The following is a 26352-nucleotide window of genomic DNA, read 5'->3' on the forward strand; positions in this document are numbered from 1 at the left end:
CTTTGGACTATTTAACCCGAACCTTCGTCAAGTGTTTTCAAGCTCAAGTCATGTTTTATAAACATTTGTTATTTTTCATATTTGACACTTATACAACTCTTATCATATCATATTTTCTTACCATTTATGGTTAAATACTCGTACCTTCTGCTGCTATTCCTGCCGTTCATTTTTTAATATTGCTAGGTAAAGTATTTTTACCGCCCTCTTTTTGCCCATACTTTTAATTAGTTTATGAGTTTCTTAACCCAAAGCTTCCGCCAGTGGCTGAGGTTAATTTTATTGATTTTCATTCCTTACCTGGGATCAGCTCAGGAACTTTCGAAAATCAACCGCCCCAAACGCGTCATTACCCCCCGCGATGGATTACCCCAGGCTTTCGTATCTGGTCTGGTACAGGATCGTACGGGTTTTGTGTGGACCGCCACCCGCAACGGGCTGGCTCGTTACGATGGTACACATTTCAAGGTTTTCCAGCATGATAAAAATGATTCGGCGAGCCTGTACTCGAACGTTATTTCGTATCTGGTTCCCGATATTCACAATAAAATCTGGATTCAGTACGAAAGTACGGCTCTGGATGTCTTCGATCCCGAAACCGAGCAAGTTACCCACGTTTCCCAGGAACCCCTCTTTCGTAAAAACCCTCATTACTTCATCAGTCAGGGCCTTTTAGCGGATCATAACAGTAACGTATGGGGCATTGAGCTACAAAATGGGCTGTATTACTACGACCGGCAACACCAGAAAGTCACTCATTTTACCCGGCACTCGCATCACTTACCCTCTGATAGCATTCGGGGAATCATGGAAGACAGTCGCCACCGCGTCTGGGTGATTAGCATGAAAGGTCTCGGCTTTATTAATCCCACCACGGGTCGATACACGCCGGTTTCGCTGCCTTTTCCACTGGATTTTGGCACGAGTCCTGCCATACTTACCGACATGATTTCCATGATCGAACGCCGCAACGGCGAGCTCATGTTCAGCGATGCTCGAAAGCTCATTTTCCTGAACCCCGAGCGGAATACCTTTCGGCAGGTCCCTTTTCTGAAAGATCAGAATCAATCCATTCGATGGATTAGAACGGGCCCTAGCGGGCATCAATACTGGGAAATCCAGGGCAGTGTCTATGAATATTCCGACCGACGGGGCATTCGGCATGTGGGTGAGTCAGCTCTGGAAAACCTGCGGGAAGCCTGCTCCTTTTTAGTGGATCGGTCAGGTCTAATCTGGCTGGGCACCAACGCTGCGGGCATTCATCAAATTGACCTTGACGCTCCTTATTTCCATGTTTTTGAAAACAAAGATTCCTTTCACGAAGATCTGTTTCGGAAAGAATTTGGTCTTTCCCTCGCCCAAACGTTCGGCTGGCCGAAAAATGAACCTGAGTTTCAGTTATCAAGTTATACCCTACGTTCGCAGTACGATGCCCAGAAACGGCTCTGGATCGCTTTATGGAAAAATATAGGGTACTGGGACGAACAGCAGCGACGTATGGTCTTGCTTCCTTCGCCGCCGGGCTTAAGAACTACTAATTTCCTTTACGAAGGCATTCGGGGCTTAAGTTTTGATCCGCAAGGGCAACTATGGATTATGGGTAATGACGGTTATCTGGCTTCTTTTGACGCCCTTACCCGTCAATGGACCACTCAGCTTTCAGCCTCGGTTCTTCAAGATTTGTCCTTTGCCAAAAAGGATCACCGTCCGATTACTCCAGTGGATTTATACGTCGATGCACAAACCATCTGGCTCACCACTGCCTTTGACGGTTTAATCGCTATTGACCGCAAAAGTCATCGGATTGAATACATCACCCGCGAGAAAAATCCCCAGGTCATTCCTACGAACCAGCTCATCGGGATTGTAAAAGACCCTTCTGATCCAGATTTGCTCTGGATCGGCAGTTATGATGGACTCATTTGCTTTCAGAAAAGTACTAAAACCAGCAAAATCTATACAGTTGCTCAGGGCTTACCCGACAACACCATTTACTCCATTTTACCCGATCAGGCGGGTAATCTGTGGCTGGCGACGAACAAAGGGCTCTGCCAGTTCCATCCTAAAACGCATCAAATTCGCATTTTTCAGGCTTCCGACGGACTTCCCGGCGAAGAATTCAACCGCTTTCATTTTCTTAGATTACCCGACGGCAGGCTTGCCTTTGGCGGTATTGAAGGCTGGACTCTTTTCATGCCTACCCGGTCTTTCGTGGATTGGTACCAACCTCGGTCGGCCCTTACCAGTATTAACATTAACAACATCCCCATTGCTCAAACCCCCTTCGCTCAGGCGGTTTCGGGTTTAAAGGAGTTAACGCTACCCTATGATCAAAACTCGTTGACTTTCGACTTCTCGGGTTTGCAGTATAACCAGCCCCATAAACTCAAGTATCGCTACCAACTGCTGGGTTATGACGAAGAATGGAACTACACGGGGCATGCTTCGCTGGCTCATTACACCAAACTCCCGCCCGGCAATTATGTCCTTCAGATTAACGCTACGAACACTACCGGGCAATGGAGTCCGCATATCTATCAGTTAACATTAACCATCGAGCCCCCTTTTTACCGCACCTGGTGGGCTTACGGGCTATACTTGCTGCTGGGCGGCGGATTATTATGGGCTTTTATTCAGTACCGCATTAACCAGGATCGGTATAAACAAGCCATGTCTCTGAAGGAAAAAGAGGCCGCTCAGCTTCGCCTGCTCGATGAATTGAAAACCCGTTTTTTCTCTAACATTACCCACGAATTCAGAACGCCACTCACGTTGATTCTGACCCCCGCCGAGCGGCTTCGACAGGAAGTAGAGTTACCTCACCAGCAACGCTGGATCGACAGCATTGAACGCAACGCTCACCAGTTGCTACGACTCATTAACCAGCTCATGGACCTGGCCAAACTTGAGTCAGGCCTCATGCAACTATCTTTAGTGCGGGGTCACCTCAGCGAAGTGATTACGAATTTGACGGCCTCGTTTCAGATGGAAGCGGAACGCAAGCGAATTCAGTTCAAAACCCAACTACATGGCCCCTCTCAGGAATACTGGTTTGATATTGACAAGCTTGAACGTATCACGTATAACCTGCTTTCCAATGCCCTGAAATTTTCTAAATCCGGCGATCAGGTACGGCTGGTCATTTCCCAAACGCCGCCTACAGAAATCCAGCTTCCCGAGTTCTGGAAATCTTTATCCGGCGGGATATACCTCAGCGTTCAGGATTCCGCCATTGGCATTGCCCCCGAAGCTTTACCGCACATTTTTGATCGCTTTTATCAGGTCGACGAAAGCCATTACCGGCAGGGAACCGGCATTGGTCTATCATTGGTAAAAGAGCTCGTGGATATTCAACAAGGTCATATTCACGTGGAAAGCAAGATAAACGTCGGTACTGCGTTTGTCATTTGGTTGCCTTATCAACAGGCTGTTACAGAAGTCATTCCGACCGTCAAAATAGAGAAAGAAGAAGATTTCCAGATGCCGCTGTTATTGGTGGTAGAAGACAATGCCGAACTAGCTGAATTTATTACCGATAGCCTTTCACAATCCTATCGGGTAAGCTGGGCTGCCAACGGTTCGGAGGGACTCAAACAAGCCCTGGCCCTAGGCCCTGATTTAATCATTAGTGATGTCATGATGCCCATTATGACAGGGTTGGAGTTGTGCCAGGCCTTGAAAAAAGACGAACAAACCAGTCATATTCCTATCATTCTATTAACGGCTAAATCAGGTTATCAAAACCGCATTGAAGGACTCAACTACGGAGCTAACGCCTATATTACCAAGCCTTTTCATATTCAGGAGCTTCAGTTGCAAGTCCGAAATCTGCTCGACCAGCAGCGAATGATTCAGCAGTACGCCTTGCAGGCCCTTACCGAACCAAACGCCCAGCCTTCGACAGTTGAAGATCCCTTTCTTACCCGCTGTTATACCTTGCTGGAAGAGCGACTGGATGATTCCTCCCTGGGTGTTGAAGAGTTCGCTCAACTTATTGGCATGAGCCGGGTGAGTCTGCACCGCAAGATCAAAGCCCTGACGGGGCTGCCCATCAGTGAAGTCATTCGCAACTATCGACTCAAACGAGCCATTGTTTTTCTGGAAGAGGGCTATAACAGTTCGCAGACAGCTTATCGGGTAGGTTTTGAAAGTCCGGCCTATTTCACCAAATGCTTTAAAGACCTCTATCAAATAACGCCTTCTGAGTATCTAAAACAGGCTAGTGGCTCATCCCAGTAAGGAAAAACCTTACTAGATGGGCCAGTTGTTTACTACCTGAGTTGATTTATTCATCTAAAAGAAAAACGCCTCCCAATCATCTTACTCTATAGAATAATGGAAAAAATTAGCCGTTCCATTAAACAAAGTTTACTAAAAGCCCATCAATCTAACCCTATCTAAGGCACTGAACGCTAATTATTTACCAACTAATTATAGCGAGCATTTAGATGTATTTCTACTTAGTTTATAATAAATAATTTAGATTTTTTATTATAAAATTGACTTTTTTGTACCTAAATTATGTTTACTTCTCAGAGCCAGGTTATGAAGAGCCTTTACCTGGTACTAAAGAGCATTGAATGACGAGTGCTTTAAACCCAGCAAAAAAACTTTGTCGGTAAAATCTGGTTCATTTTATATCACTCTTGCTCGTTTGTTTCAGATGAGTAAGAATTCATACATCGCTGATTCCCATGCATACCCCCCCTTTAGCTTCTACCTCCCTGCTTTCGGATCCTACGAAGCTTAAGCTACTTCAAATGATGGAAGAAGTAGAAGATTACGCCATTATACTTCTGGACAACAAAGGCTACATTCAATCGTGGAACAAAGGGGCTGAACGCATCAAGGGTTACTCCGCCCAGGAAATCATTGGCAAAAACTTCAGAGTGTTCTACTCCGAAACCGATCTTCTGCTTGACACACCCAGCCAGTTACTCTTGGAGGCTGCTTCGAAGGGAAGTGTTCAGCGGGAAGGTTGGCGTGTGAAAAAAGATAAGACTACGTTCTGGGCTTCCATAAGTATTAAAGCCCTGTACAATGAAAAGGCAGAAGTCATTGGTTTTGCCAAAATTACCCGGGATCTTACCGATCGACAACTGGCGGAAAAAATCATTCTTCAGCACGCCCAGCAAATTGAACGCAAAAACAAAGAACTCGAACAGTTCGTTTACATCGCTTCCCACGATTTGCAGGAACCACTTTTGAACCTGACGAATTTTGTTGAATTGCTACAATACGAATACGGTTCTTTATTTGATGAAACGGCGAATATGTACTTCGACGTCATCAGTCAGGGAGCAAGCCGGATGCGAAACCTCATTCGCTGCCTGTTGGATTATTCCCGACTGGGTCAGCAAGCCAAGTTAGTCCGGGTGGATTGTCAGCAGTTAGTGGAGACGGTTATCAGCGACTTATCCGTTCCCATTAAAGCTTCTGGAGCAGAGATTCACTTCGAAAACCTGCCTATTCTGGTCGGGTACGCCACCGAGCTTCACCAGTTATTTCAGAATTTACTGAGTAATGCTATCAAATTCCGAAAGCCTGGCGTTTCTCCCGACATCCGTATTACTGCCGAACAAACCGCTGAAGGATGCCGTTTTGCCGTTTCGGATAATGGCATTGGTATTGCTCCGGAATTCAAGGAAAAAATCTTTCTCATTTTCCAGCGTCTGCACGAGCGAGAGGTATACGAAGGCAACGGCATTGGGCTGGCTCACTGCAAAAAAATTGTAGAAATGCACGGCGGAACTATTCAGGTAGAGTCCGTCACTAATCAAGGTAGTACCTTTTGGGTTACTCTTCCTTTTCTTAGCCTTTAATGTTTTATGAAGAAATATAAAGATCTACACGGCGTATTACTGGTAGATGATGATAAGTTTACAAATCTCATTCACACCAAAGCCATCGAACGTACGGGTATCGATGTGCAGGTAAAAGCGGTATCGAACGTAAAGGATGCTCTGGATTTTCTGACTAGCCAGCAACTTGCCGATTCGGTTCGTCCCGGTATTATTCTGCTTGACATTAACATGCCCGGCCTGAGCGGTTGGGATTTCATGACTGCCTACCATCAGCTTGAAGAAAAATTCAAAGTGAAAGTGATCGTTACAATGCTCACCACTTCCCTGAATCCCGATGACGAAAACCGGGCTAAACTCGACAATCAGATTGTAAGTTTTCTACACAAACCCCTCCGCCCCGAGATATTCTCCCAATTAGTGGAAGAGTATTTTGAAAAAGAGGATTAAGGCAGTAAATGACCCGATACCCCTAAAGGAGCGAACCATTTTTTCATAAATAGGTCGCTCTTTTTTTCATAAACATTCTCCTGAGTATCAATCCCTTTGTTACGTTATATCCCGCGTTCTTTACCCCTATTCCTCCTGCTTCCTTCCTGACTGGTAAAGATACTCAGCTAAATTATTATAAAAAATATACAATTTATCCAGCAGAACTGAAGCAGCGGCTATCCCCTTTTATCTTCTAGGTCTGCCGCATTTAATAATCTGAATTATACCTTTCTTCGTATATATTTCTCACCATCAGCCCAGTATAAAACATATCATTCGATAAAAACCAGAGATATGCTTTTATAATTTACAATTTTATAATGTAAAAATAGGCTCAACAAACTTTTTTATTCCCTGATAAATCCTATTTTTGTTGTATGCAAGATCGCCATCTGCATTCCGCCAACGATTTAAACCGCCATATTTTTATGAATGCTTTGCTAACTATACCTGTTCGTGATTTGCCCATGCCGGACAGCCAGCCTTTTTAAATTTCATTACCCCACCTGAGCCCTCCAGGGGCTATACTTTTTCCTGAACTTAGACCTAAGTAGAACAAGAGGCTTTCCTCTGTTTTGCTTCTAAATGTATCCGCCCGTTTAAAATGAGTTCACCCCATACCTATGTAGTCATTATGGCCGGGGGCGTAGGCACCCGATTCTGGCCTTTCTCCCGTCAGAGTTACCCCAAACAATTTCACGATGTATTAGGCGTTGGCCGCACCATGCTGCAAATGACCTTCGACCGGCTGGCAGAAATCTGTCCTCCCGAAAACGTCTACATTGTCACTTCCCAGGAATATTACGATTTAACCAAACAGCAGTTACCCCAGCTTTCGGATCACCAGATTCTGTTGGAACCCTCCCGTCGCAACACGGCTCCCTGCATTGGGTATGCCTGTTATAAAATTGCCGCCCGCGATCCTCAAGCCAATATCGTCGTTACCCCTGCCGATCATTTAATTCTTAAAGAACAAGAATTCGTTGACCGGATTAAAGTGGCTCTCGACGCTACTGAGAATTCAGACTTGTTGGTTACGCTGGGTATTACCCCTACTCGCCCCGATACGGGTTACGGCTACATTCAGTTTGATGACCAAGCCGAAGGAGAGGTAAAACGCGTGAAAACTTTCACCGAAAAGCCTCATTTACAGCTGGCTCAAGCTTTCTTGGAAAGTGGCGACTACGTTTGGAATGCCGGTATTTTTGTCTGGAATGCCAATTCAATCCGAAAGGCTTTTGAATCCTACCTGCCCGAGCTTCACGAGGTCTTCGAAAAGTTGGAAAATCATTACTATACCGAAAAAGAAGCTGAAGACCTGCTCCAGCACTATCCTCTTTGCCAAAGCATTTCCATTGACAATGGAGTGATGGAAAAAGCCCAGAATGTGCACGTCGTATTAAGTGACATTGGCTGGTCGGACTTAGGTACGTGGAAGTCTCTTTATGAGGTAAGCGAAAAAGACGAAAACGGCAATGTCATGGATGGACACATTGTGACACATAACACGACGGGTTCCATCATTAAAACGCCTAAAGAGCGACTGGTAGTCGTTGAAGGCCTTCAGGACTTCATCGTTGCTGAGTTTGACAACGTACTGATGATCTGCCCTAAAGATCAGGAACAGAAAGTGAAAAGCTTCGTGGCCGATGCCACCACTCGTGGGGTTGAGTTTGTGTAACCCTTTGAATGATATTCTTCATATCATCTAAGACAAACCCGGAAAACCTTCTTCTGGTTTTCCGGGTTTGTCTTTAGTAAAGAGTATATTCTTTTTGAACTACCGCCATATGCAGCTTTATCGACTTTTGGGTTACTCCCTTGGGTGCCTTCTCTGTCTCCTCTGTCATTTCCCTGCCTACAGTCAATTCAATCGTCCCGTCTACGACACCACGGTAACGCGGGGTATTCGCTATAAAGCTGAGTTGGGGGGATTGGTTTCTACGAGTTCCCGTACCCCCTTTTGGCTACGGTCCAATCAGTTTGGTACTGTTCCACTTGAATCCCCATCAGCCCTGATTACCTTAGGAGCTACGGGCTTGTGGGGAGATGTAACACAGAATCGAAAACCTTATCTAAAAGCAGGTGTAGAAGCCGTAGGAAACCTGAATCGCTCTTCCCGCTTGATCTTACCTGAAGCGTACGCGGCGGTTAGGCTAGGTCATGCCGAGTTGTATGTGGGACGTCGCAAGGAAATCAATGGCATCACTGATACGCTCCTTACTTCTGGTTCCTATGCATGGTCAGGTAATGCGGTTCCAATTACTCAAGTTCGCATCGGTACTAAAGATTACGCTCCTTTAAAATTCACTAAGGGTGTTATTTCTTTGAATGCATTCATTAGTCATGGATGGTTTACCAATACCGACTCTATGCAGAATGTCTATTTACATGCGAAAGCTTTATTTGTACGCATTGGTAAACCTACCTGGAAAGTACGTTTTTACGGAGGAATGAATCACTTTGTTCAGTGGGGTGGATACTCCAGGTATTTAAATAATAGCTTATCTAATAATGGATATTTACCTTCTGGCTGGGGAGCTTATAAAAGGGCCTTCTGGCCGAGTAAGATAGAAGAAAAAGGAGGAAGTGGTTTTACTGCTTTCGATACTGCCAACCGTTCAGGTAACCACTTAGGATCCGTGGATATAGCTCTAGAGCTTAGTCTTCGACGCTCCAATTTTCTGTTTTATATTCAACGACCCTGGGAAGACATGTCTGGCGTAGTTTTTGGTAATTTACCAGATGGAACATACGGAGTACGTTGGCAAAACCGCACTACAGAGCCCATACGTAGTTTTCGATTAACCAATATAACGGCTGAGTTTGTCACAACCCTTAATCAAAGCGGTCCTAAGTATCCCAAAGGTAACGATGATTATTTCCATAACTATCAGTACATCAATGGATGGACAAACGAACGACGTATTATTGGGACTCCCTTCATCACTCGATGGATGGATACTGCTCCCAAATGGTACAATTTGCGGGGTCCTTACCGGAACTTCTCGATGATTGTTAATAATCGTATTCAGGTAATTCATATTGGAGCCATAGGGCAGCTGGCCAATGGCGTTAAATTTCATGCTTTGCTCTCTCAGAGCTGGAACCGAGGTCGTCCCTTTAGTCCAGAACCAATACCAGGGGGAGTTAAGCAATTTTCTGGTCTACTAGAAGTAGTCGTACCAAGTGGCTTGTGGGGAGGATTGGAATGGAAAGGCAGTCTAGCCGCAGATGCAGGCCAATGGCTTACTCCATCAGTAGCTGGCATGCTCACTTTACGGAAAACAGGCTGGTTTTAAACCCGTTTAAGTTGTTTTCAGCCGCTTTTTAGTAAATAGCTCTCTAGTTAATAACCACAGATAAGTAGTATTTGTAACTGCATAGCGTTTAAATAAACGTTTGGGTTCCTGAACCAGTCGATACAACCATTCCAGACTTGCTTTTTGCATCCATTCTGGAGCTCTTTTCTGCATGCCCACCATTACTGGTAAAGCTCCTCCAATACCAATCATTGTTGCCTGAATCCGCCCTTTCATGGAAGCCATCCATTTTTCCTGTTTAGGACATCCTAGAGCTACAAAGATCATTCTAGCCCCACTAGCATTAATTTTATCCACTATTTGCTGATCTTCTTCGGCAGTTAAAGGTCTAAATGGCGGACTATACATGCCTGCTACGTGCAAGGAAGGGTATACTTTTCTAATATACGCATCTGTTTGATCCAACATGGCCTGAGTTCCTCCATAGAAATAAACAGGCAGCTGTAATTTAGATGCTTCTGTCAATAAATCAGGTAGCAGATCCATCCCTGCAACACGGTCTTGCTGAATTCCATGCACAAGCTTCAATCCCCAAGTTAAAGGCATTCCATCTGGAGTCACTAAATCTGCGTTATTGACTATCGATGCAAAGGCCTCATTATTGTAAGCTTCTACTAGCATATGTACATTAGCAACGCAAACATATGAAGAAATATTTCTAGACGACATTATTATAATATTTTCTAGAAATCTTCTATATGGACCGTTAGTAACATTTATACTAATTAGTTTTTTATAATTTTCCATGATAATCATTTATATTTGAAATTAATCATTTTCATTACTTTTTTTATATTATTGTATTTAGTATTGTAAACATAATTTTTTTTACTGAGTCTAGTTATAGCTTGGTCCTTAAGTAGGATATCATCTTTAGCAATAATATAATTCTCCTCAATAACATCTGTATTTCCATTAATTCTTAGAAAAGGAGAATAAGAAGTAAAAGAATTAGATTTTATAAAAAAAATATTATTATTCACATTCACATTACTAGATCCTTGTAAGCTAATAGTTTGAGGAAATTTACTTTCAAATAAATTATTAAAAATTTTTATTTTTTTAGATAAATGACAATGTATAGGAAAAAAAACATTCACACAAGAATTATTATTTATTAAACATCCTACCGCATTCTCATCGCAGTATATTCCTACTTTAAACCTGTTAGTAAAACTGCTATCATTATTAGAAATATAATTATTCTTGATAATTATATTTCTATACAATCCATTATATATAGCAGCCCCATCTTGTAAAAAAGTCATAGAATTATATATATAATTTTTTTCTATAAGACTACTATCTCCAATCTCACAAATTCCAGAATAAGGAACATTAAAAATACTATTATTTACAAACCTGTTATTCTTACCACCACCGTTTATAGCAACGGAACTCTTGAAGAAAATACCAATATTTTTAATGTCACAGTTAATAACTGTATTATTTCTACCCGATATATATACCCCCCCCCCATATATATTTTCTATCTTTACATTTTTAATAATATTATCATTTCCTGTTACGGAGATTCCAGAACCTCCGGACTCACAAATAATAATATTATCAAGTTTAATACCTTTTACTTTTTTAGCGTAAATAATTGCATCTATATTATGACCAGCAAATTTCTCGTTTTGCAATACATTAGAGGCTGCCCTAAATTCAATGCCAGTAATAGTAATATTTTGCGTACCTTCGCTTATTTCGATAACATGAGAGTATCTAGGAGCTATGACTGTAATGTTTTCAATAGTCTCAGTAGATTTAGGATAATAATATAATACTTCATTTCTTCTATCTAAATACCAGTTCCCGGGAATAAGCATTCCTTGAATAGTATTCCATATAACATACTTATTAGCAAGCTTATTATACTTAGCAAATGAACCTAGAGGTTGAGTAGCAATATTAGATAACTCAACAACTTTATTAGCACTATCTATAGAATTAACTCCAGAATAGGTTTCGTCCCATTGGTGGAATATAGATAACTCAGCATTAAGAGGGTCGATATCATTAAAAACATTTTCTTTAAAAAATAAATATTTCAATTCTTCTTCCGAAGGCTTTTTCTGCCAAAAACCTTCAGTTGCAGGTTTACTTTCATAGTTCCATTCATTAGAGTATTCCAACTCTCCAATAGAGGGGTATCTAGCTAAAGGTCTAATTGTATCATTAACAATTAACATTCTAAAATCCCAAGATCTATTTTTAGAACCCGGGATTTTTCTATAAATAAATTTTCCATCAAATTTTAAAGAATCTAGTGGGGAACCTCCATAGATAACTACTCGTTCTCTCTTATAATTTGACAATATAAGGCCAGAATCCCGTTTGTCTAATAATAAATTAGTAGAATAATAACTTCCTTTTCTTATAACTATATGTTTTACTTTTGTCAGTCTAGCTACAGAGATCGCTTTACTTATAGTTCGAAAAGGTCTATTAATAGTTCCATTAAGTATATCACTGCCTTTAGTTGAAACATACAATATATTTTGTGCATAGATTAAATTTGCACAAAATAGTAGTAAGGATGTTATGATATATTTTTTCATAAAATGAAAAAAACTAAAACCGGTTTTACTAAAGTTTATACAACTGATAGTTATTCAAATTGAGTCATACATGATTTATAGATATCATTAAGCTTTTTTATGTATAATTTTATATTATATTTTTCATCAATAAGCTTAGCTGCATTATAGCTAACTTTAGAAAATAATAAAGGATTATCTAAAAGATTACTAAGTGCTCTATAAATATCTTGAGGATCTCTCTTTTTCACTCTGATGCAAGTATTTTCATCTTCTACAATGTATTTCATAGAAGCATCATCTGTTACAATAGGAACAACGCCCGCGGCCATAGTTTCAAGTAAAGCAATTGGCAAACCTTCCCCATATCTAGATGGTAATAGAAAAATCTCTGCTTCTTTTATTAGTTGAGCTTTTTGCAAACCCTTTACAACCCCTCTATATTCAAAGTCATTTTGTAAAATATTTTGACATTGATCTATAAAGAAATCTTTAAGAGGGCCAATACCACACAAAATAAATTTAAAATCGTATTTTGATTTTAATAGTATTAATGCACCAACAATATCTTCTATTCCTTTACTTTCATGTATTCGTCCAATAAATAATAATAAAGGCTTGGAAGATAGATTCTTACTATGTCCTACTTTATATTGCTCAACATCTATACTATTCTCTAATATTGTAGCATTTCTGTAATTAAATTTTTCTTGTAAAGTTATTTTTTCTAATTCGCTCAGCACAACAATTTTTCGGCTGTTAGTAAAAATAAAATTTATGAGTTTCAAATATAATTTATTAGAAGTTCCTCTCATTAGGTACTCTCCTCCATGTATGTGCAGCATTACAGGAATTCTGAATATATAACACCATGTATTAATAACGAATTCCCTTAATATACCTTTTGGGTTAAATGGAAAATTCTGATGAACAATATCTATCTTATATCTAGTTAAATAAAAAGGGAAATATAAAATCTGGTATAATTGAATAAATACGACATATAGAAAACTATGTTTACGGTCGTCTCTACCAAGTATGTAATGAAAATATTTATGATCAGTGTTATTATCAATTATATTCTTAACTACACTAGAGATCCCACTAACATTTTTAGAGGGATCCAAATTAGGAGCTGTAATAAGTATGTTCATAATACTCTCTATTATAGATTAATGTACTTTTTTATAGTGGCTGGGTTACCAGCAACAAGCACTCCATTAGGTATATCTTTTATAACTACCGATCCAGCGGCTATTGTCACGTTATTCCCTACTATAATTTTACCAATTATAACTACATTTGCTCCTATATTCACATTATTCCCAATAGAAGGACAATCATCATGTGATCTGGCATTACCAATGGTAGTATTTTGCCGTATAAAAACATTATCACCAATAATAGTTTTCTCATTCACAACTGTACCCTGTCCATGAAATAGATTAAAACCTTTACCGATTAACGTAGTGTCTGGAATATCAATGCCTAGGATATAATTAAAAACAATTTTATATGTAGCTCTAAAAGGCAAGCCTATTATCCTATTTATCTTTCCTTTCGAAAAGAAATGTGATATTCTAAAAAAAAATATAAATAGCTTCCCTTTAGAGTTTTTACCTAAGATTTTAAAATCATAGGCAATTTCTTTCATTAGCTCTTTCATGAAAATTTACTTTTTACTTTATGAATAAACAATACAAGTAAAATTATACTTATATGTTTTCCACTAATGAGTTCAAAAAAATATCTATATTTAAATGGGAGTACTTTATATGGATAATCACCAATTAATGAATTCCAAACAGCATCATCACAAATTCGCTTTATAATACTTTTCTTTTCCTTAATATTTAAATTATACTTAGATAAACTAAGTATCAGAGACCTCGAATAACCGATAAATAATCTATCAACGCGTAGCTTATAACCAGGAATATCATTAATTTTATAATTTTCTAGCAAATAGTAATAAATATCTTTGTATCTTTCAAAACGATCATGTCGAAATGAAGACGATAATGAGGTCTCATTGATGCAATAGTAATAAAGCGGGTCAGGGATGAAAGCTAACCTGCTAGCTTTAGATAAATAGTCTATATGAAATACAATGTCTTCAGAAATGAGCTCTCGCTCAGAATGGAAATAAATAGAATTATCAACAATCAAATTTCGTGAATATATGGCATGCCAAACTGACATTTGAAATCTACGATCAGAAAAAGCATTAGGCTCTGATCCGATCATATCCAAAATAACTAAATCTATTAAATCTCGATTATCGAAGATAATCGTCTTTTCAACTTCACTTATATATTCTTTGTCATTTTCAGATCGAAACTTTATAAAACCACAATAAACTGTATCAAGACTCGTAGTATTTGCTAAATCATAAAGCTTTTCAAGCATATTGGCTTCAATAAAATCATCAGAATCGACAAATGCTACATAATCGCCAGTGGCTATAGATAATCCAGAATTCCGTGCAAGACCAAGTCCTTGATTTTCCTTGTGAATAACTTTAATTCTCGAATCTTGTAAAGCAAACTTATTACAAATATCAGGGCAGCCATCTGGCGATCCATCATTCACAAGTATTACTTCAATATCTTTAAGTGTTTGATTTAAAATTGATGTCAAACATCTTGTAAGATATTTTTCAACTTTATAAACAGGTACTATAACACTAATTTTGGCTTTCATATAATAACCAAGGAACAAATAGTTTATACAAACTTTCTCTAATGGTACTTAAAGTGATTATACCTTAGAAATAAAAATATAATCACTTTAATTTTTTAGCAGGTATTCCACCAATAGTAATTCCTTCTTCTAGAAAGGAATGAACTACTACGGAACCTGCTGCTATCTTTATATTATTAGCTATAATGACATTACCAATTATTTTAGCTCCTACCCCTAAAGACACATTATCTCCTATTTTAGGACATTCATTAGACTTTCCATTATTCCCTATACAATTATCACCGTGTAATCTGCAATTTTTCCCAATGATAGTATCTGAATTAATAACTACTCCATAATGATATATCAATAATCCAGGCTCAATATTTTCTGTTCCTATTTCTAAATTCAGCTTTTCGCCCAAACGGTTCTTTCTTGAAACATATATTAAATATAATATTTTGGTTATTAATCCATTTTTTTTCTTATAGTAATCACATTTTCTAGAGATAATTAAGAATTCAAGAATCATTCTAACCGGCTCCCTCTTAACTCTTGATAAGATATACCTTACAGTACTATTAAACATATAATTGCTATACATCCTCTTTTCATATTGGATGCAGGCTTCTAGCTTTTTCTTCAAAATATTCATAATTTATAGAGACCAAAAAAATTTAGCATCAGGATTCATAAAAATAAATCGACTCCAAAAAAGTAATAAGTATATTATTACTATACTGGCATTTAATCTAAGTAATACTTTATCTTCCGGCTTTAAGTAAGCATATGAAATATTCTGTCTACTCATTACAAAAAATACATATCCTAAAACAATATAATTAAGCATTATCAGAGGTTCAGCAAATCTTCTAAGAATTTCATATAAAAAAACAATTCGATAAAAAATTATACCAATCACAACAACATTGTATATTTTAGATATTAAAAGGTCAGGATATATTTGTAAGGCTTTATAACCTAAATAAATTAAGGATATATAAAACATTGACGATATTACTAAAGTAAAGGTACTTTGTTCAAATATATCATTAGCTCCTTCATCACCGAACCAGACGTCCGCATTATCTATATAGCTTTGAAAACCATTCGTTAAGTTCACATTATTTTGTAAGAAATTAGTTAATATATTCATACTACTTTTTTGAAAAAAAATAGTCACTATCAAATAAAAAATAACCGTTATTTTCCAATTAATAGGCTTTTTGGTAAAAACAAATATAATAGCCATTATTATAGCAGTTACCAAGATAGACGAATGAATAGTATAACCTATCATTATAATTAATATACACGTGATCCATCTTTTCTTTTCGTAAAAATATATAGCTAACATTATAAAACTTAGAGCTAATCCTTGCCTAATAGCACTTGTAACAAAAATCAAAGTAGAAGGTATAAAAAAAGCATACATGTACATTCCTTGCTTTCTAAAATGTCGAATTAAAACAAAAGAACATATAATAAATATTAAACTATATAATATATATCCGCCGATGAATCCAAACCCACTAGAATTAATGAATTGATTTAATATTTTAAAACCCACCTGTTCCTCTTTATAAGTATCTGCATGTTCTAATCTATATTTATATGATATGTAATCTGGCCCCCACCCATATCTTGAACCAACAATGATAGAGTATACCAAAATGGGTATTGCAGCAAATTGCCAAAAATTGTAAGAAGATGTTACTTTTGATCCAACCTTACCCCAATAAAAAAACAATAAAAATAAAAGGATAAAAAGAAGAATATGATCAATTTCAGACATAATTTAATAATTTATTTGTCATTAGCTTTACTTTGCAAGTTAAAGCTATTAACCTAGTTTTAACTATATTACTAATACTTCTCCTTTTTACTGTCCAAGATGCATTGAAGTGATGTATAGATAAAGTCTTATTAGTCATACTAATGACTCCAGTCTCAAAACTTTTAGCACACAAAACATCAGTAGTATAAACTTTAATATTCTCTCCTATAATTTGATCTTTATCTTCAAGTTCAAGGCCTATTTCTAGCAAAAGCTTTTGAAATCTTAGAGGGTTAGGGTATAAGTTTATATTACCAGTCAATGATATAAAATTTTCATTATCATATGAGTTTAGTATGATTTTCAGCCAATTTGTTTTAGCAATACTTCCTATAATACCAGTCCCTATATGATCATTCTCAAAACCAATAAATGACTTATTAATCAATAGTTCATCGAAGCTATTTATTACTTCTACATCAGTATCTAAATAAATACCTCCATAATTATAGAGTACGTATACTCTAACGTAATCCGAGACAAAGGCATATTTTTTTATCGCGTATGCTTCTCGAACATACGTATTTATATCGATGTTGAAATTTGTCTCATTCCAGAGTTTAAATTCATATCCTTTTAAGTTTTCTTTCCAACTTTCAATACACTTAGTGGATAACTCATCCATCTCTCCTTTTCCGAACCAGCAATAATGAACGATCTTGGGTATCATTAGAAATATTATTTATATATACTTTTTTTTATTTTTTTTAAATATTCGATACATTTATAAAGATTACCATAATTTAAACAAACAGACCATAACAATAGTTTGTTAACAGTACTTAATGATGGATATGACAATATATACTTGTTAACATTGGCATATATATTCCTTACTTCTTCCTTAGGATAGTTGCCATAAAACAATAATTCTTTTTTAACAAAGACTTTATGCATTCTTATTGAATGTGTAAAGTCTAAATTTCCTTGAAAAAAATTTTCTAAAATATCTACTACTCTAATCTGGCTTTCAAATGTTGTTTTATGTCTAGTAGCTATACAAGAATCAGTATGCTGTACATAATGAGCATACGCTTTAGGTAAATATTCAATAGAATTAGAAAAGTACAATATTTTAACTACAGTCACTAAATCTTCTCCCATATTCACATCACTTGGAAAAGTTATGTTATGATCTTTATATAAGCTATGTTTAATCAGTTTATTCCATGTAAATCCATGTAATTTTTCTGTCAATATATCTTGTATACATTCTTTTATGGATCCACTACATTTTTGTTTCACATATTTCGTTGTATTAAGAAAATCAACATAATAATCGCTAATAATAACATCAGCTTTTGTAGAACATGCTATAGTATGAAAATCATGAAGCATATTTTCCTCTACGTAATCATCACTATCTATATGTATAGAATATCGGCCTTTTGCGGCGAAGATCCCAGCATTTCTTGCAGAGCTAACACCTTTATTTTCCTGATGAATTACTCTAATTCTTGTGTCTTTACATGCATAATCATCACAAATTTCCCCTGAACTATCAGGACTCCCATCATTAATTAATATAATTTCAAAATCTTTATATGTTTGAGCTAGAAGGCTATCTATACATTTAGAAAGATATTTTTCTGTTTTATAAACTGGTACTATCACAGATATCTCCGGATATTCTTTCATAATAATATCTGATGAATTAAAAGATTTTTAAGATACTTTTGAAAATACATGTCGATATTTTTCCTTTAAAGGAAAAGGAATAGAATGCAATAACTGAGATTGAATTTCTGTCAAGTCATTATTTATTAGAGATATTTCTTTATTCGCAACAAAAAAACCTTCAATGTCATTAGATGATAGCACTTCATCTATTTTATATCCTTTATAATAAGGAATATTCACCGAAGAAAAATAATCATTAAATTTAAAGGATGCATCTTCATGTATGAATCCTTCTTGTACCCAAATTGAGGGTATATTGTATGCATGTCCTACAATCACTCCGTGAAGTGATGAAGATAATATATACTCACATGAGGTGATTTCGTCGATAACGCCTTCTATATCTTTGCTTATTAAATTTATAACTTTATACTGTCCAGAATACTTTTCATTAAATTCCTCATACTCAGTCCAATGAGGAATAATTCCTATTTTATATATAGAATTTTTCTTTCTTTCATAAATAATTGGCAGTAATAAAGCAGGATCTCCTAAAACAGGTATTCCCTTAAAGCCTAGCTCCTTAACTTTTCTTGCTGTCTCTTTTCCTCGTACTGCCAATATCTTTTTAGCTACACATGTTTCTGTTTCACTCATAAAACCCGCCCCCCAAACTAATGTCTTTCTATTAGCTCTACCTAAAACAGAACCTATAATAAGTAAGTTTTCTCCAAAACTTCTAAAGGAATCAATAGCATCGGGATTAATTTTTTTAAATAAAATTATCGACTTGACGATATTTTTTAAAGCTTGGTATTTTGGAACAATGCTGTAATATTGAACCTTACATTTACCTAATTTTTCCACCAAATATGGATTAAGTAAATCTCCAAAATTGTCAATTTTTCTCCACCAAAAAACTTTAACGGTTTTCATAAAATTTTATTTTTTTATTAATTTTCTAACACCTTGCAATTCTGAACGACTTATGCCAAATATAGCTATTGATATACAGCATATAGAAAAGCAAATAATTATCTTAAAAAAGTCATCTAAATTACTTCTCTTCAAAAAGAAAAACATTAATAAGAGTACAACTACAGTTACTATTATTATTTTATATAGTACTTTAATTAAGAACTGTTTAATATCAAAGTTTATCATCTTTTTTAGGAAAACTAATCTAAATGCTAATGAAATAATCGAAATCAGTATACTTATATATAGAGGAATATAAGGATTCTTTGATAGCAAAAGTAAAAAGTAAGATAAAGGCAGATTTAAAAATATAAATGACCCTATGACTATTTGATACCACTTAATTTTTCCTGAGGCTTGAGCAGCTGTCATTAATGGACCTGAAATACAATCAATTAAGACATTTATAAGGCAAAGTTGAATAAAAATAGGGGTGAAAGCGGGGTAACTTTTCAGCCATAATCTTAATATAAACTCAATATTAAAAATAATTGGCATAGTTATAATTAACATTAAATAATAAGAGAGTTTAGAGCTTTGTAATACTAGTTCTGTCATTTTTTGTCTTTCATCAGCTGCATATGTTTTTATTATCTGAGGATTTACTGCCAATTGAAAATTAGTCACAAAAGCATTAATTGCTCCTTGTACCTGTATCATTATACCATATGCTGCATTTAAGCTAAGTCCAAAGAATAGATTTAATACCACATTGATTCCTTGCCCTCTAGCCACGCTGGCAATATTGCCAAATAAACTCCATCCTGAATAAGATATTAAGGTCTTAAAATATGTTCTATCATAATACCATTTAAATTTACTATCCTTAAAATTAGTCCAACAATAGATTTGATAAGTAAAGATAACTAAAAAGCTTACACTAAACTGTAAGATTGCGTATAGTTTAAGTTTATCATAGTTGATAATATTTAATACGTACACAATTAGTAATTTTAATATTACCTCAACTATACTCATAATTGCATATATATTCATTTTTTCTTTTGCAATTATGAGAGCATTAAATGGAACTTGTATAACATTTAATATGAAGGTAAATACTGAAAATTGATATACCCAATTTACTGCATCTATTCGCTCAGCAGGTAGATTAAGCTTATAGTTAACAAACCAAAGGCCTAATGTTTCTGCTATACATAAGATAAGTACGGCTAGAATATTATGTATTATTATTGTCGCACTAAATGTATTTTGTAGATTATTACTATTGCCAGTACCTATATCATATGATAAAAACCTTTGCGTAGCAGAAGACATAGCTGCATTGAAGAAGCTCAATAAGCTAACTATTCCTCCGATAATACTATAGATTCCATAATCTTCAACTCCTAGAGTCTTGAGAACAATTCTTGATGTATATAAGGATACTCCTAAAGTTAGAAGCATCCTTACGTATAAGAAAAGTGTATTTTTAGCTATTTTTCTTGAACTCGACACTTTCTTTTTTTCTATTTAACCAATTAAATGTTCAAACTGCGTTTTACCTGAACGTTTAAATACTTCTACATCTTTCTCTACCATTTCCTTTACCAACATTGGCAAATCATACTTAGGCTCCCAACCTAATTTGGTTTTCGATTTAGTAGGATCGCCAATCAGTAATTCTACTTCAGTTGGGCGGAAGTAAGCCGGATCTACTGCTACTACACATTTACCTTCTTCTAATTGGAAATCCTGATTTGAGCAGCTTACTACGTACCCTTTTTCTTCTACTCCTTCTCCTTTGAATTCTACAGTTACTCCAATTTCTGCAAAGGCCATTTTCACGAATTCACGTACGCGAGTCGTTACACCCGTAGCAATGACGTAATCTTCGGGTTGCTCTTGTTGCAGAATTCTCCACATCGCCTCTACGTAATCTTTCGCGTGGCCCCAGTCCCGCTGAGCATCCAAGTTGCCCAGATACAAGCAATTCTGTAATCCTAAACCAATCGCTGCCACGGCACGGGTAATTTTACGCGTTACGAAGGTTTCGCCACGTAAAGGTGACTCGTGGTTAAACAGGATACCATTGCAGGCATACATACCATAAGCTTCACGGTAGTTTACGGTAATCCAATAACCGTACAGTTTAGCAACCGCATAGGGAGAACGAGGATAGAACGGAGTATCTTCTTTCTGAGGAACCGCTTGCACTAAACCGTATAATTCAGAAGTCGAAGCCTGGTAGATTTTAGTCTTCTTCTCCAGACCCAGGATACGAACGGCTTCCAGGATGCGAAGCGTACCGATGCCATCGGCATTAGCGGTATATTCGGGCGTGTCAAAGCTCACCTTTACGTGAGACATTGCCGCCAGGTTATAAATTTCGTCAGGTTGGGTTTCCTGAATGATGCGAATCAGGTTCGTCGAATCCGTCATGTCACCGTAGTGCAACTTGAAACGAACGTCTTTTTCGTGGGGATCCTGGTAAAGATGGTCAATCCGCTCGGTATTAATTAAGGATGCCCGGCGTTTTACGCCGTGTACCATGTAGCCTTTTTCTAATAATAACTCTGACAGATAGGCTCCGTCTTGACCATTGACGCCGGTAATTAATGCCGTTTTCATTCTTTAGTTTTCTGTTTTCAGCTTTCTGTTTTCAGTTTTATTATCCCGAATACTAGTCCACTGGATTTGGTAAGATTTATAGAAGGGTATTTTATACTTAGTTATGGGCCGCAACCGATTCTTCTTTCGAAAGGAAATCCGCATAGGCTTTTGTTATACCTTCGGTTAACTCGACGGTATGTTTCCAGCCCAGGCCGTGCAGTTTGCTCACGTCCATCAGCTTCCGGGGTGTTCCGTCAGGTTTGGTAGTATCAAATTCCAGATTACCTTCAAAACCCACCACCTGCTGAACAATCTGGGCCAGTTCCTTAATGGTTAAGTCCTCGCCCGTGCCAATATTTACCAGCTCCCGGCCTTCGTATTCGTTCATTAGGAAAACACAAGCTTCTGCCAAATCATCAGCATACAGGAATTCACGCATCGGTGAACCCGTCCCCCAGATGGTTACGCTGGGCGTTCCTGCTTCTTTCGCTTCATGAAACTTGCGAATTAAAGCTGGTAAAACGTGAGAATTTTGAGGGTGGTAATTATCTCCAATGCCATAAAGATTAGTAGGCATCGCCGAAATGAAGTTAGCTCCATATTGATCGCGGTATGCTTCACATAGTTTGATTCCAGCGATTTTGGCAATAGCGTAAGGCTCATTGGTAGGCTCCAACTCTCCTGTTAGCAGATATTCTTCTTTGAGGGGCTGTGGAGCCATTTTGGGATAAATACAGCTGCTACCCAAGAAGAGCAATTTGGTGACTCCGTTTTGATAAGCCGAATGAATGATATTGCTTTCAATCATTAGGTTATCATAAAGAAACTCTGCCCGATACGTATTGTTAGCTACGATCCCTCCCACTTTAGCCGCGGCTAGAAAAACATATTCTGGTTTTTCTGTTTCGAAAAAATCAGCAACGGCCTGTTGATTCCGTAAATCTAGTTCTTTCGAAGTACGAACCAGAATATTAGTATAGCCCTGATTTTCCAGGTAACGCTTGATAGCTCCGCCCACCATGCCGCGGTGACCGGCAATGTAAATCTTGCTGGAATTATTCATGAATATTGGTTTCTATTAGAATGGGGAATGGATAAGTAAAGCTGGACTAATAGGCTTTTTCGTCACCTTTAATCATCTTTTCAACCGTCCACCAGCAGATTTTAGCGTCTAGTACGGCCGATCTTCTTCTGATATACCACTGATCCATTTTCAATCGCTGTTCCATATCTCTAAGACCTGCTTCGCCACGTAAACCTCGCGTTTGAGCTAGCCCCGTAATGCCCGGTTTTACTAAGTAACGGGCAGGGAAATTGGGAACGACACTCCAATATTGAGCATCGTGTTCAACGGCATGAGGACGTGGTCCTACAATGCTCATATCACCCCAGAGAACATTCAAGAACTGAGGCATCTCATCTAGATTAGTCTTGCGAAGAAAGGCTCCTATTTTCGTAATGCGAGGGTCATTCGCCGAAGCTTGCTTGAAAGGAGCAATCTGATTTGTTCGCATGGTGCGGAACTTCAAACACCGGAAACGGCGACCATTGCGTCCCGTTCTCCACTGGACAAAGAAAACAGGTCCGGGTGAAGACAGTTTAATAAGAATACCAATAATGGGAATTAACCATACCAATACAGTTAGGATAACAAAGCTGGACATCACTACGTCAAAACAGCGTTTACCTAAAGGAGTAGAAGATGGTTTTGAAAGGAGTAGAGTAGATTTTCTAGTTACGTATGATGAAGCTTCTTCTGATTCAAAATACGTAGTATCCAGTCGAAGAGTATCTGTTGAGTATTTCATGACTACAGGCGGATTTTATGATTTTGTATGGTTGGGAAATGACCAGCATGATGGAAGCAAACTCCCTTGCTTTTGGCATACTACACCCTGACTATCAATCAAACTGATAGTAAACTCAATAATTATTAAATATCAGGGCTAGTGAATTAGTCTTTTAACAGGACTAATTCTCATAAAATCATAACTGGTGGGGTGGCGATTTACTCAACCGAAGGTTCATAATCGTGTGGCGGTTTCGATTAAAAATATAAGTTTCAGGTGGTTTAGTAATCAGCATTTTACTAAACGGGTTAATTACGAACTCAGCAACTGGGGCAGGGGAGCAATGGGCAACTACTCCCCTACCTGTATTTTAATTTAGTTTTTTCTTTTCGTCCTCTCCATAATAGCCATAGCTGTAGCTATAGTAGTAAGCTTCTCCTTCGCCTACGCCATTAAGGATGATATTTAGTTTCTGAAAACGTTGCTCCTTATAGAGCGTATCGATCATTTTCAGGTAATGTTTGGGTGTTACGTCGTGACGTACCAAATACATCGTAGTATCGGCGAAGGGGGCTACTAATTGAGCATCCGTAACCAAACCAATCGGCGGTGAATCCACCAAAACATAACTGAAGCGTTCCCGTAATTCTTTCATCAATTGCTCCAGACGTGGGCTGCTTAATAACTCCGAAGGATTTGGTGGAACTGGACCACTCGGCATCAGGTAATAATTATCGTAACCAGGGATGGGTTGTAAAGCCTCTTCCAGAGTACACTCACCAATCAGGTAATTGCTAATTCCAATACCATTAGGCATTCCTAAAGACTCACGAAGTTTAGGCTTACGTAAGTCCATTTCCAGAATAACCGTCGGACGATCCACCAGTGCCAAACTAGCCCCAAGATTAAGTGATACGAAAGATTTTCCTTCGCCTGAGATACTAGAAGTAAACAGAAGCACCTGACTATCAGAGGCAGCCTTCAGAAATTGGAGATTGGTACGGATGGTACGAATCTGTTCTGAAATCACCGAGCGATTTTGAGGAGCCATAATCAGTCGGTCCGCATCTTTACTCTTCACTACCTCACCCAGAATAGGTACATTAGTTAGTTCTTCTACATCGGTCCGACGCATCACTCGATTATTCATCGCATCGCGAGCAGTCATAGCTGCCACCGGAATAACTAAACCGACCAAACCAAATAAAGCAAAAATCATTTTACCTACGGGTTTAACGGGGTCATTAGAACTTCGAGCAGCGTCAACAGTACGGCTATCTGCAATGGTAGAAGCGTAGGAAACAGCCGTCTCTTCTCGTTTCTGTAGCAAGAAAGTATACTGATCATTTTTGATTGCCTGTTGACGTGAAATATCAATAAGCGAACGTTCTTTTTGAGGAATGCTGCGAATCACACCTTCCATTTTCCGGTTCGTAGCCATCAACTGATTTCTGGAAGTATTTAGAATTTCCTTAGTCGACTGCACGTTTTCACGAATGTTAGACTTAATGGACTTGATCTGACTTTCCAGCGTTTGCAGCATCGGGTTTTGTTCAGAAGTAGTACGGGCCAGGCGTTCGCGTTCCAGTTCCAGTTCAGATACTTTTGTAATCAGTCCCAGTAGAACGGGATCATTTAATGCAGCAGCGGAAGGGGCCCCCGTCCGTTCAGCACTACGCGAGTTAATGTATCTTTCTACATCTCCAATAGCTCCCAACTGTATGTTTACTTGGCTCAACTGAGCATCGTTTTGCTGAACCGTTTGCAGAAAGCTTTGAGCTTGAGCACTTAAATCAGTAATCCCTTGAGCTGTTTTATATTGAGCAACGTTTTTTTCTACGTTCTGTAATTCACTGGAAACCAATCCCAAACGTTCTTCCAGAAATTTCAGTGTATTAGCAGCCGTTTTATTTTTATCTTCTACTGCTGCTGAGTTATACTCATCAATCAGTTTATTTAAAATGGCTTCTGCCTTAGCTGGAACTGCATCTTCTAAAGTTAATTGAATAACCGTAGACTGCTTACTGGTTGTTTCCGTTTTTAGGTTATTTAGATATGCTTCAACAGTCTGAGCTCGGGAAGCAACTTGAGCAACATATTGCTCTTCGCTTTTAATTACAGGTTTAGAAGCAAAAAAACGAAGGCGACCATAAGGTGTTTCTACACTTTGATTTACTGGATAATTACGGTCATTTACGCGAACGATATTGTTTTCAGGAAAACTAAGTGTAAGTTTCTCTTTATACAAGTCAGGCTTAGCTTGCTCAATGAGCATTTTCACGGGCACATCGCCGTATACCTCCCGCTTGCCAAACGTAGTAGGTTTAAAGAACTTAATGTCAAGATTTAAGTCGTTTACCACTTTATTCATTAACGTGTAAGACTTCAAAATTTCAATTTCGTTATCTACCAGCTTTTGCTGACCAAAAATGTCCAGCTGTTTCATCAGCTCTCCCGTATCTACGCCTTTTTTTTCATCCTTAATTAAAAGGCTAGCTTGAGTTCGGTAAACAGGTTGCTGATAAAGTAGGTATACATAAGCAGCCGCCAAGGCTACTCCTAATGACACCAGAAACCATGGCCAATTACGTAGGTAACGAAGAAGGATTGCCCGAATGTTGGTTTGATCCGTCTCTACGACCTGGTAAGGCACGTATGAGGTATAAGGATTATTCGTTGCCATAAATTAAATAGAGTGGATTGCCAATAATTAGATTTCGTGATTAACTA

General features: G+C 37.8%; 20 protein-coding genes. 5 read left to right on the plus strand and 15 right to left on the minus strand.

Going from position 1 to position 26352, the window contains the following annotated elements:
* Positions 1-234 precede the first annotated feature (234 nt).
* From QE390_RS05660 to QE390_RS05680, 5 genes are all read left to right on the plus strand, one after another.
* Positions 235-4239, plus strand: a complete 4005-nt coding sequence (locus QE390_RS05660; protein ID WP_307141423.1) for a response regulator — start codon at positions 235-237, stop codon at positions 4237-4239.
* Between the two features lie 455 nt (positions 4240-4694).
* Entirely contained in the window at positions 4695-5822 is a 1128-nt protein-coding gene (locus QE390_RS05665; protein ID WP_307141424.1) for an ATP-binding protein, read from the plus strand.
* Between the two features lie 6 nt (positions 5823-5828).
* Positions 5829-6251, plus strand: a complete 423-nt coding sequence (locus QE390_RS05670) for a response regulator (protein ID WP_106636903.1) — start codon at positions 5829-5831, stop codon at positions 6249-6251.
* Between the two features lie 646 nt (positions 6252-6897).
* Positions 6898-7974 carry a mannose-1-phosphate guanylyltransferase gene (locus QE390_RS05675; RefSeq protein WP_307141425.1) on the plus strand — a complete coding sequence of 359 codons (1077 nt, stop codon included), beginning with the start codon at positions 6898-6900 and terminating at the stop codon, positions 7972-7974.
* Positions 7975-8083: 109 nt separating this feature from the next.
* On the plus strand, positions 8084-9595 hold the full coding sequence (locus QE390_RS05680) for a capsule assembly Wzi family protein (protein WP_307141426.1): 1512 nt from the start codon (positions 8084-8086) through the stop codon (positions 9593-9595).
* A 6-nt stretch (positions 9596-9601) separates the two neighbouring features.
* Here the strand turns inward: QE390_RS05680 and QE390_RS05685 are convergent, their stop codons facing one another.
* From QE390_RS05685 to QE390_RS05755, 15 genes are all read right to left on the minus strand, one after another.
* Positions 9602-10363: a WecB/TagA/CpsF family glycosyltransferase gene (locus QE390_RS05685; RefSeq protein WP_307141427.1), complete on the minus strand. Its 762-nt coding sequence runs from the start codon at positions 10361-10363 to the stop codon at positions 9602-9604.
* A 5-nt stretch (positions 10364-10368) separates the two neighbouring features.
* Complete coding sequence (locus QE390_RS05690) at positions 10369-12180, minus strand: right-handed parallel beta-helix repeat-containing protein (RefSeq protein WP_307141428.1); 1812 nt, start codon at positions 12178-12180, stop codon at positions 10369-10371.
* Positions 12181-12230: 50 nt separating this feature from the next.
* Positions 12231-13313, minus strand: a complete 1083-nt coding sequence (locus QE390_RS05695) for a glycosyltransferase family 4 protein (protein WP_307141429.1) — start codon at positions 13311-13313, stop codon at positions 12231-12233.
* A gap of 11 nt (positions 13314-13324) precedes the next feature.
* Positions 13325-13825 (minus strand): serine acetyltransferase, encoded by a 501-nt coding sequence (locus QE390_RS05700; protein ID WP_307141430.1) that lies wholly within the window; start codon positions 13823-13825, stop codon positions 13325-13327.
* Positions 13822-14862 (minus strand): glycosyltransferase, encoded by a 1041-nt coding sequence (locus QE390_RS05705; protein WP_307141431.1) that lies wholly within the window; start codon positions 14860-14862, stop codon positions 13822-13824. The genes QE390_RS05700 and QE390_RS05705 overlap by 4 nt, the downstream gene beginning before the upstream one ends.
* 82 nt (positions 14863-14944) lie before the next feature.
* On the minus strand, positions 14945-15499 hold the full coding sequence (locus QE390_RS05710) for a serine O-acetyltransferase (protein ID WP_307141432.1): 555 nt from the start codon (positions 15497-15499) through the stop codon (positions 14945-14947).
* A gap of 3 nt (positions 15500-15502) precedes the next feature.
* Entirely contained in the window at positions 15503-16639 is a 1137-nt protein-coding gene (locus tag QE390_RS05715; protein WP_307141433.1) for an EpsG family protein, read from the minus strand.
* Positions 16632-17351, minus strand: a complete 720-nt coding sequence (locus QE390_RS05720) for a glycosyltransferase family 32 protein (RefSeq protein WP_307141434.1) — start codon at positions 17349-17351, stop codon at positions 16632-16634. Before QE390_RS05720 ends, QE390_RS05715 begins: the two co-directional genes overlap by 8 nt.
* A gap of 8 nt (positions 17352-17359) precedes the next feature.
* The gene (locus tag QE390_RS05725) at positions 17360-18319 is read right to left on the minus strand and encodes a glycosyltransferase (RefSeq protein WP_307141435.1); all 960 of its coding nucleotides are present in this window, start codon (positions 18317-18319) and stop codon (positions 17360-17362) included.
* A gap of 27 nt (positions 18320-18346) precedes the next feature.
* On the minus strand, positions 18347-19237 hold the full coding sequence (locus QE390_RS05730; RefSeq protein WP_307141436.1) for a polysaccharide pyruvyl transferase family protein: 891 nt from the start codon (positions 19235-19237) through the stop codon (positions 18347-18349).
* Positions 19238-19243: 6 nt separating this feature from the next.
* Positions 19244-20686 carry an MATE family efflux transporter gene (locus tag QE390_RS05735; protein ID WP_373424533.1) on the minus strand — a complete coding sequence of 481 codons (1443 nt, stop codon included), beginning with the start codon at positions 20684-20686 and terminating at the stop codon, positions 19244-19246.
* 66 nt (positions 20687-20752) lie between these two features.
* Positions 20753-21850 (minus strand): GDP-mannose 4,6-dehydratase, encoded by a 1098-nt coding sequence (gmd, locus tag QE390_RS05740; protein ID WP_307141438.1) that lies wholly within the window; start codon positions 21848-21850, stop codon positions 20753-20755.
* A gap of 97 nt (positions 21851-21947) precedes the next feature.
* Complete coding sequence (locus tag QE390_RS05745; RefSeq protein WP_307141439.1) at positions 21948-22895, minus strand: GDP-L-fucose synthase; 948 nt, start codon at positions 22893-22895, stop codon at positions 21948-21950.
* Between the two features lie 46 nt (positions 22896-22941).
* Positions 22942-23640: a sugar transferase gene (locus tag QE390_RS05750; protein ID WP_307141440.1), complete on the minus strand. Its 699-nt coding sequence runs from the start codon at positions 23638-23640 to the stop codon at positions 22942-22944.
* 352 nt (positions 23641-23992) lie between these two features.
* Entirely contained in the window at positions 23993-26305 is a 2313-nt protein-coding gene (locus QE390_RS05755) for a tyrosine-protein kinase (RefSeq protein WP_307141441.1), read from the minus strand.
* Between the last annotated feature and the right edge of the window lie 47 nt (positions 26306-26352).

Origin of the sequence: Siphonobacter sp. SORGH_AS_1065, from assembly GCF_030818595.1 — a bacterium.
GTDB lineage: Bacteria > Bacteroidota > Bacteroidia > Cytophagales > Spirosomataceae > Siphonobacter.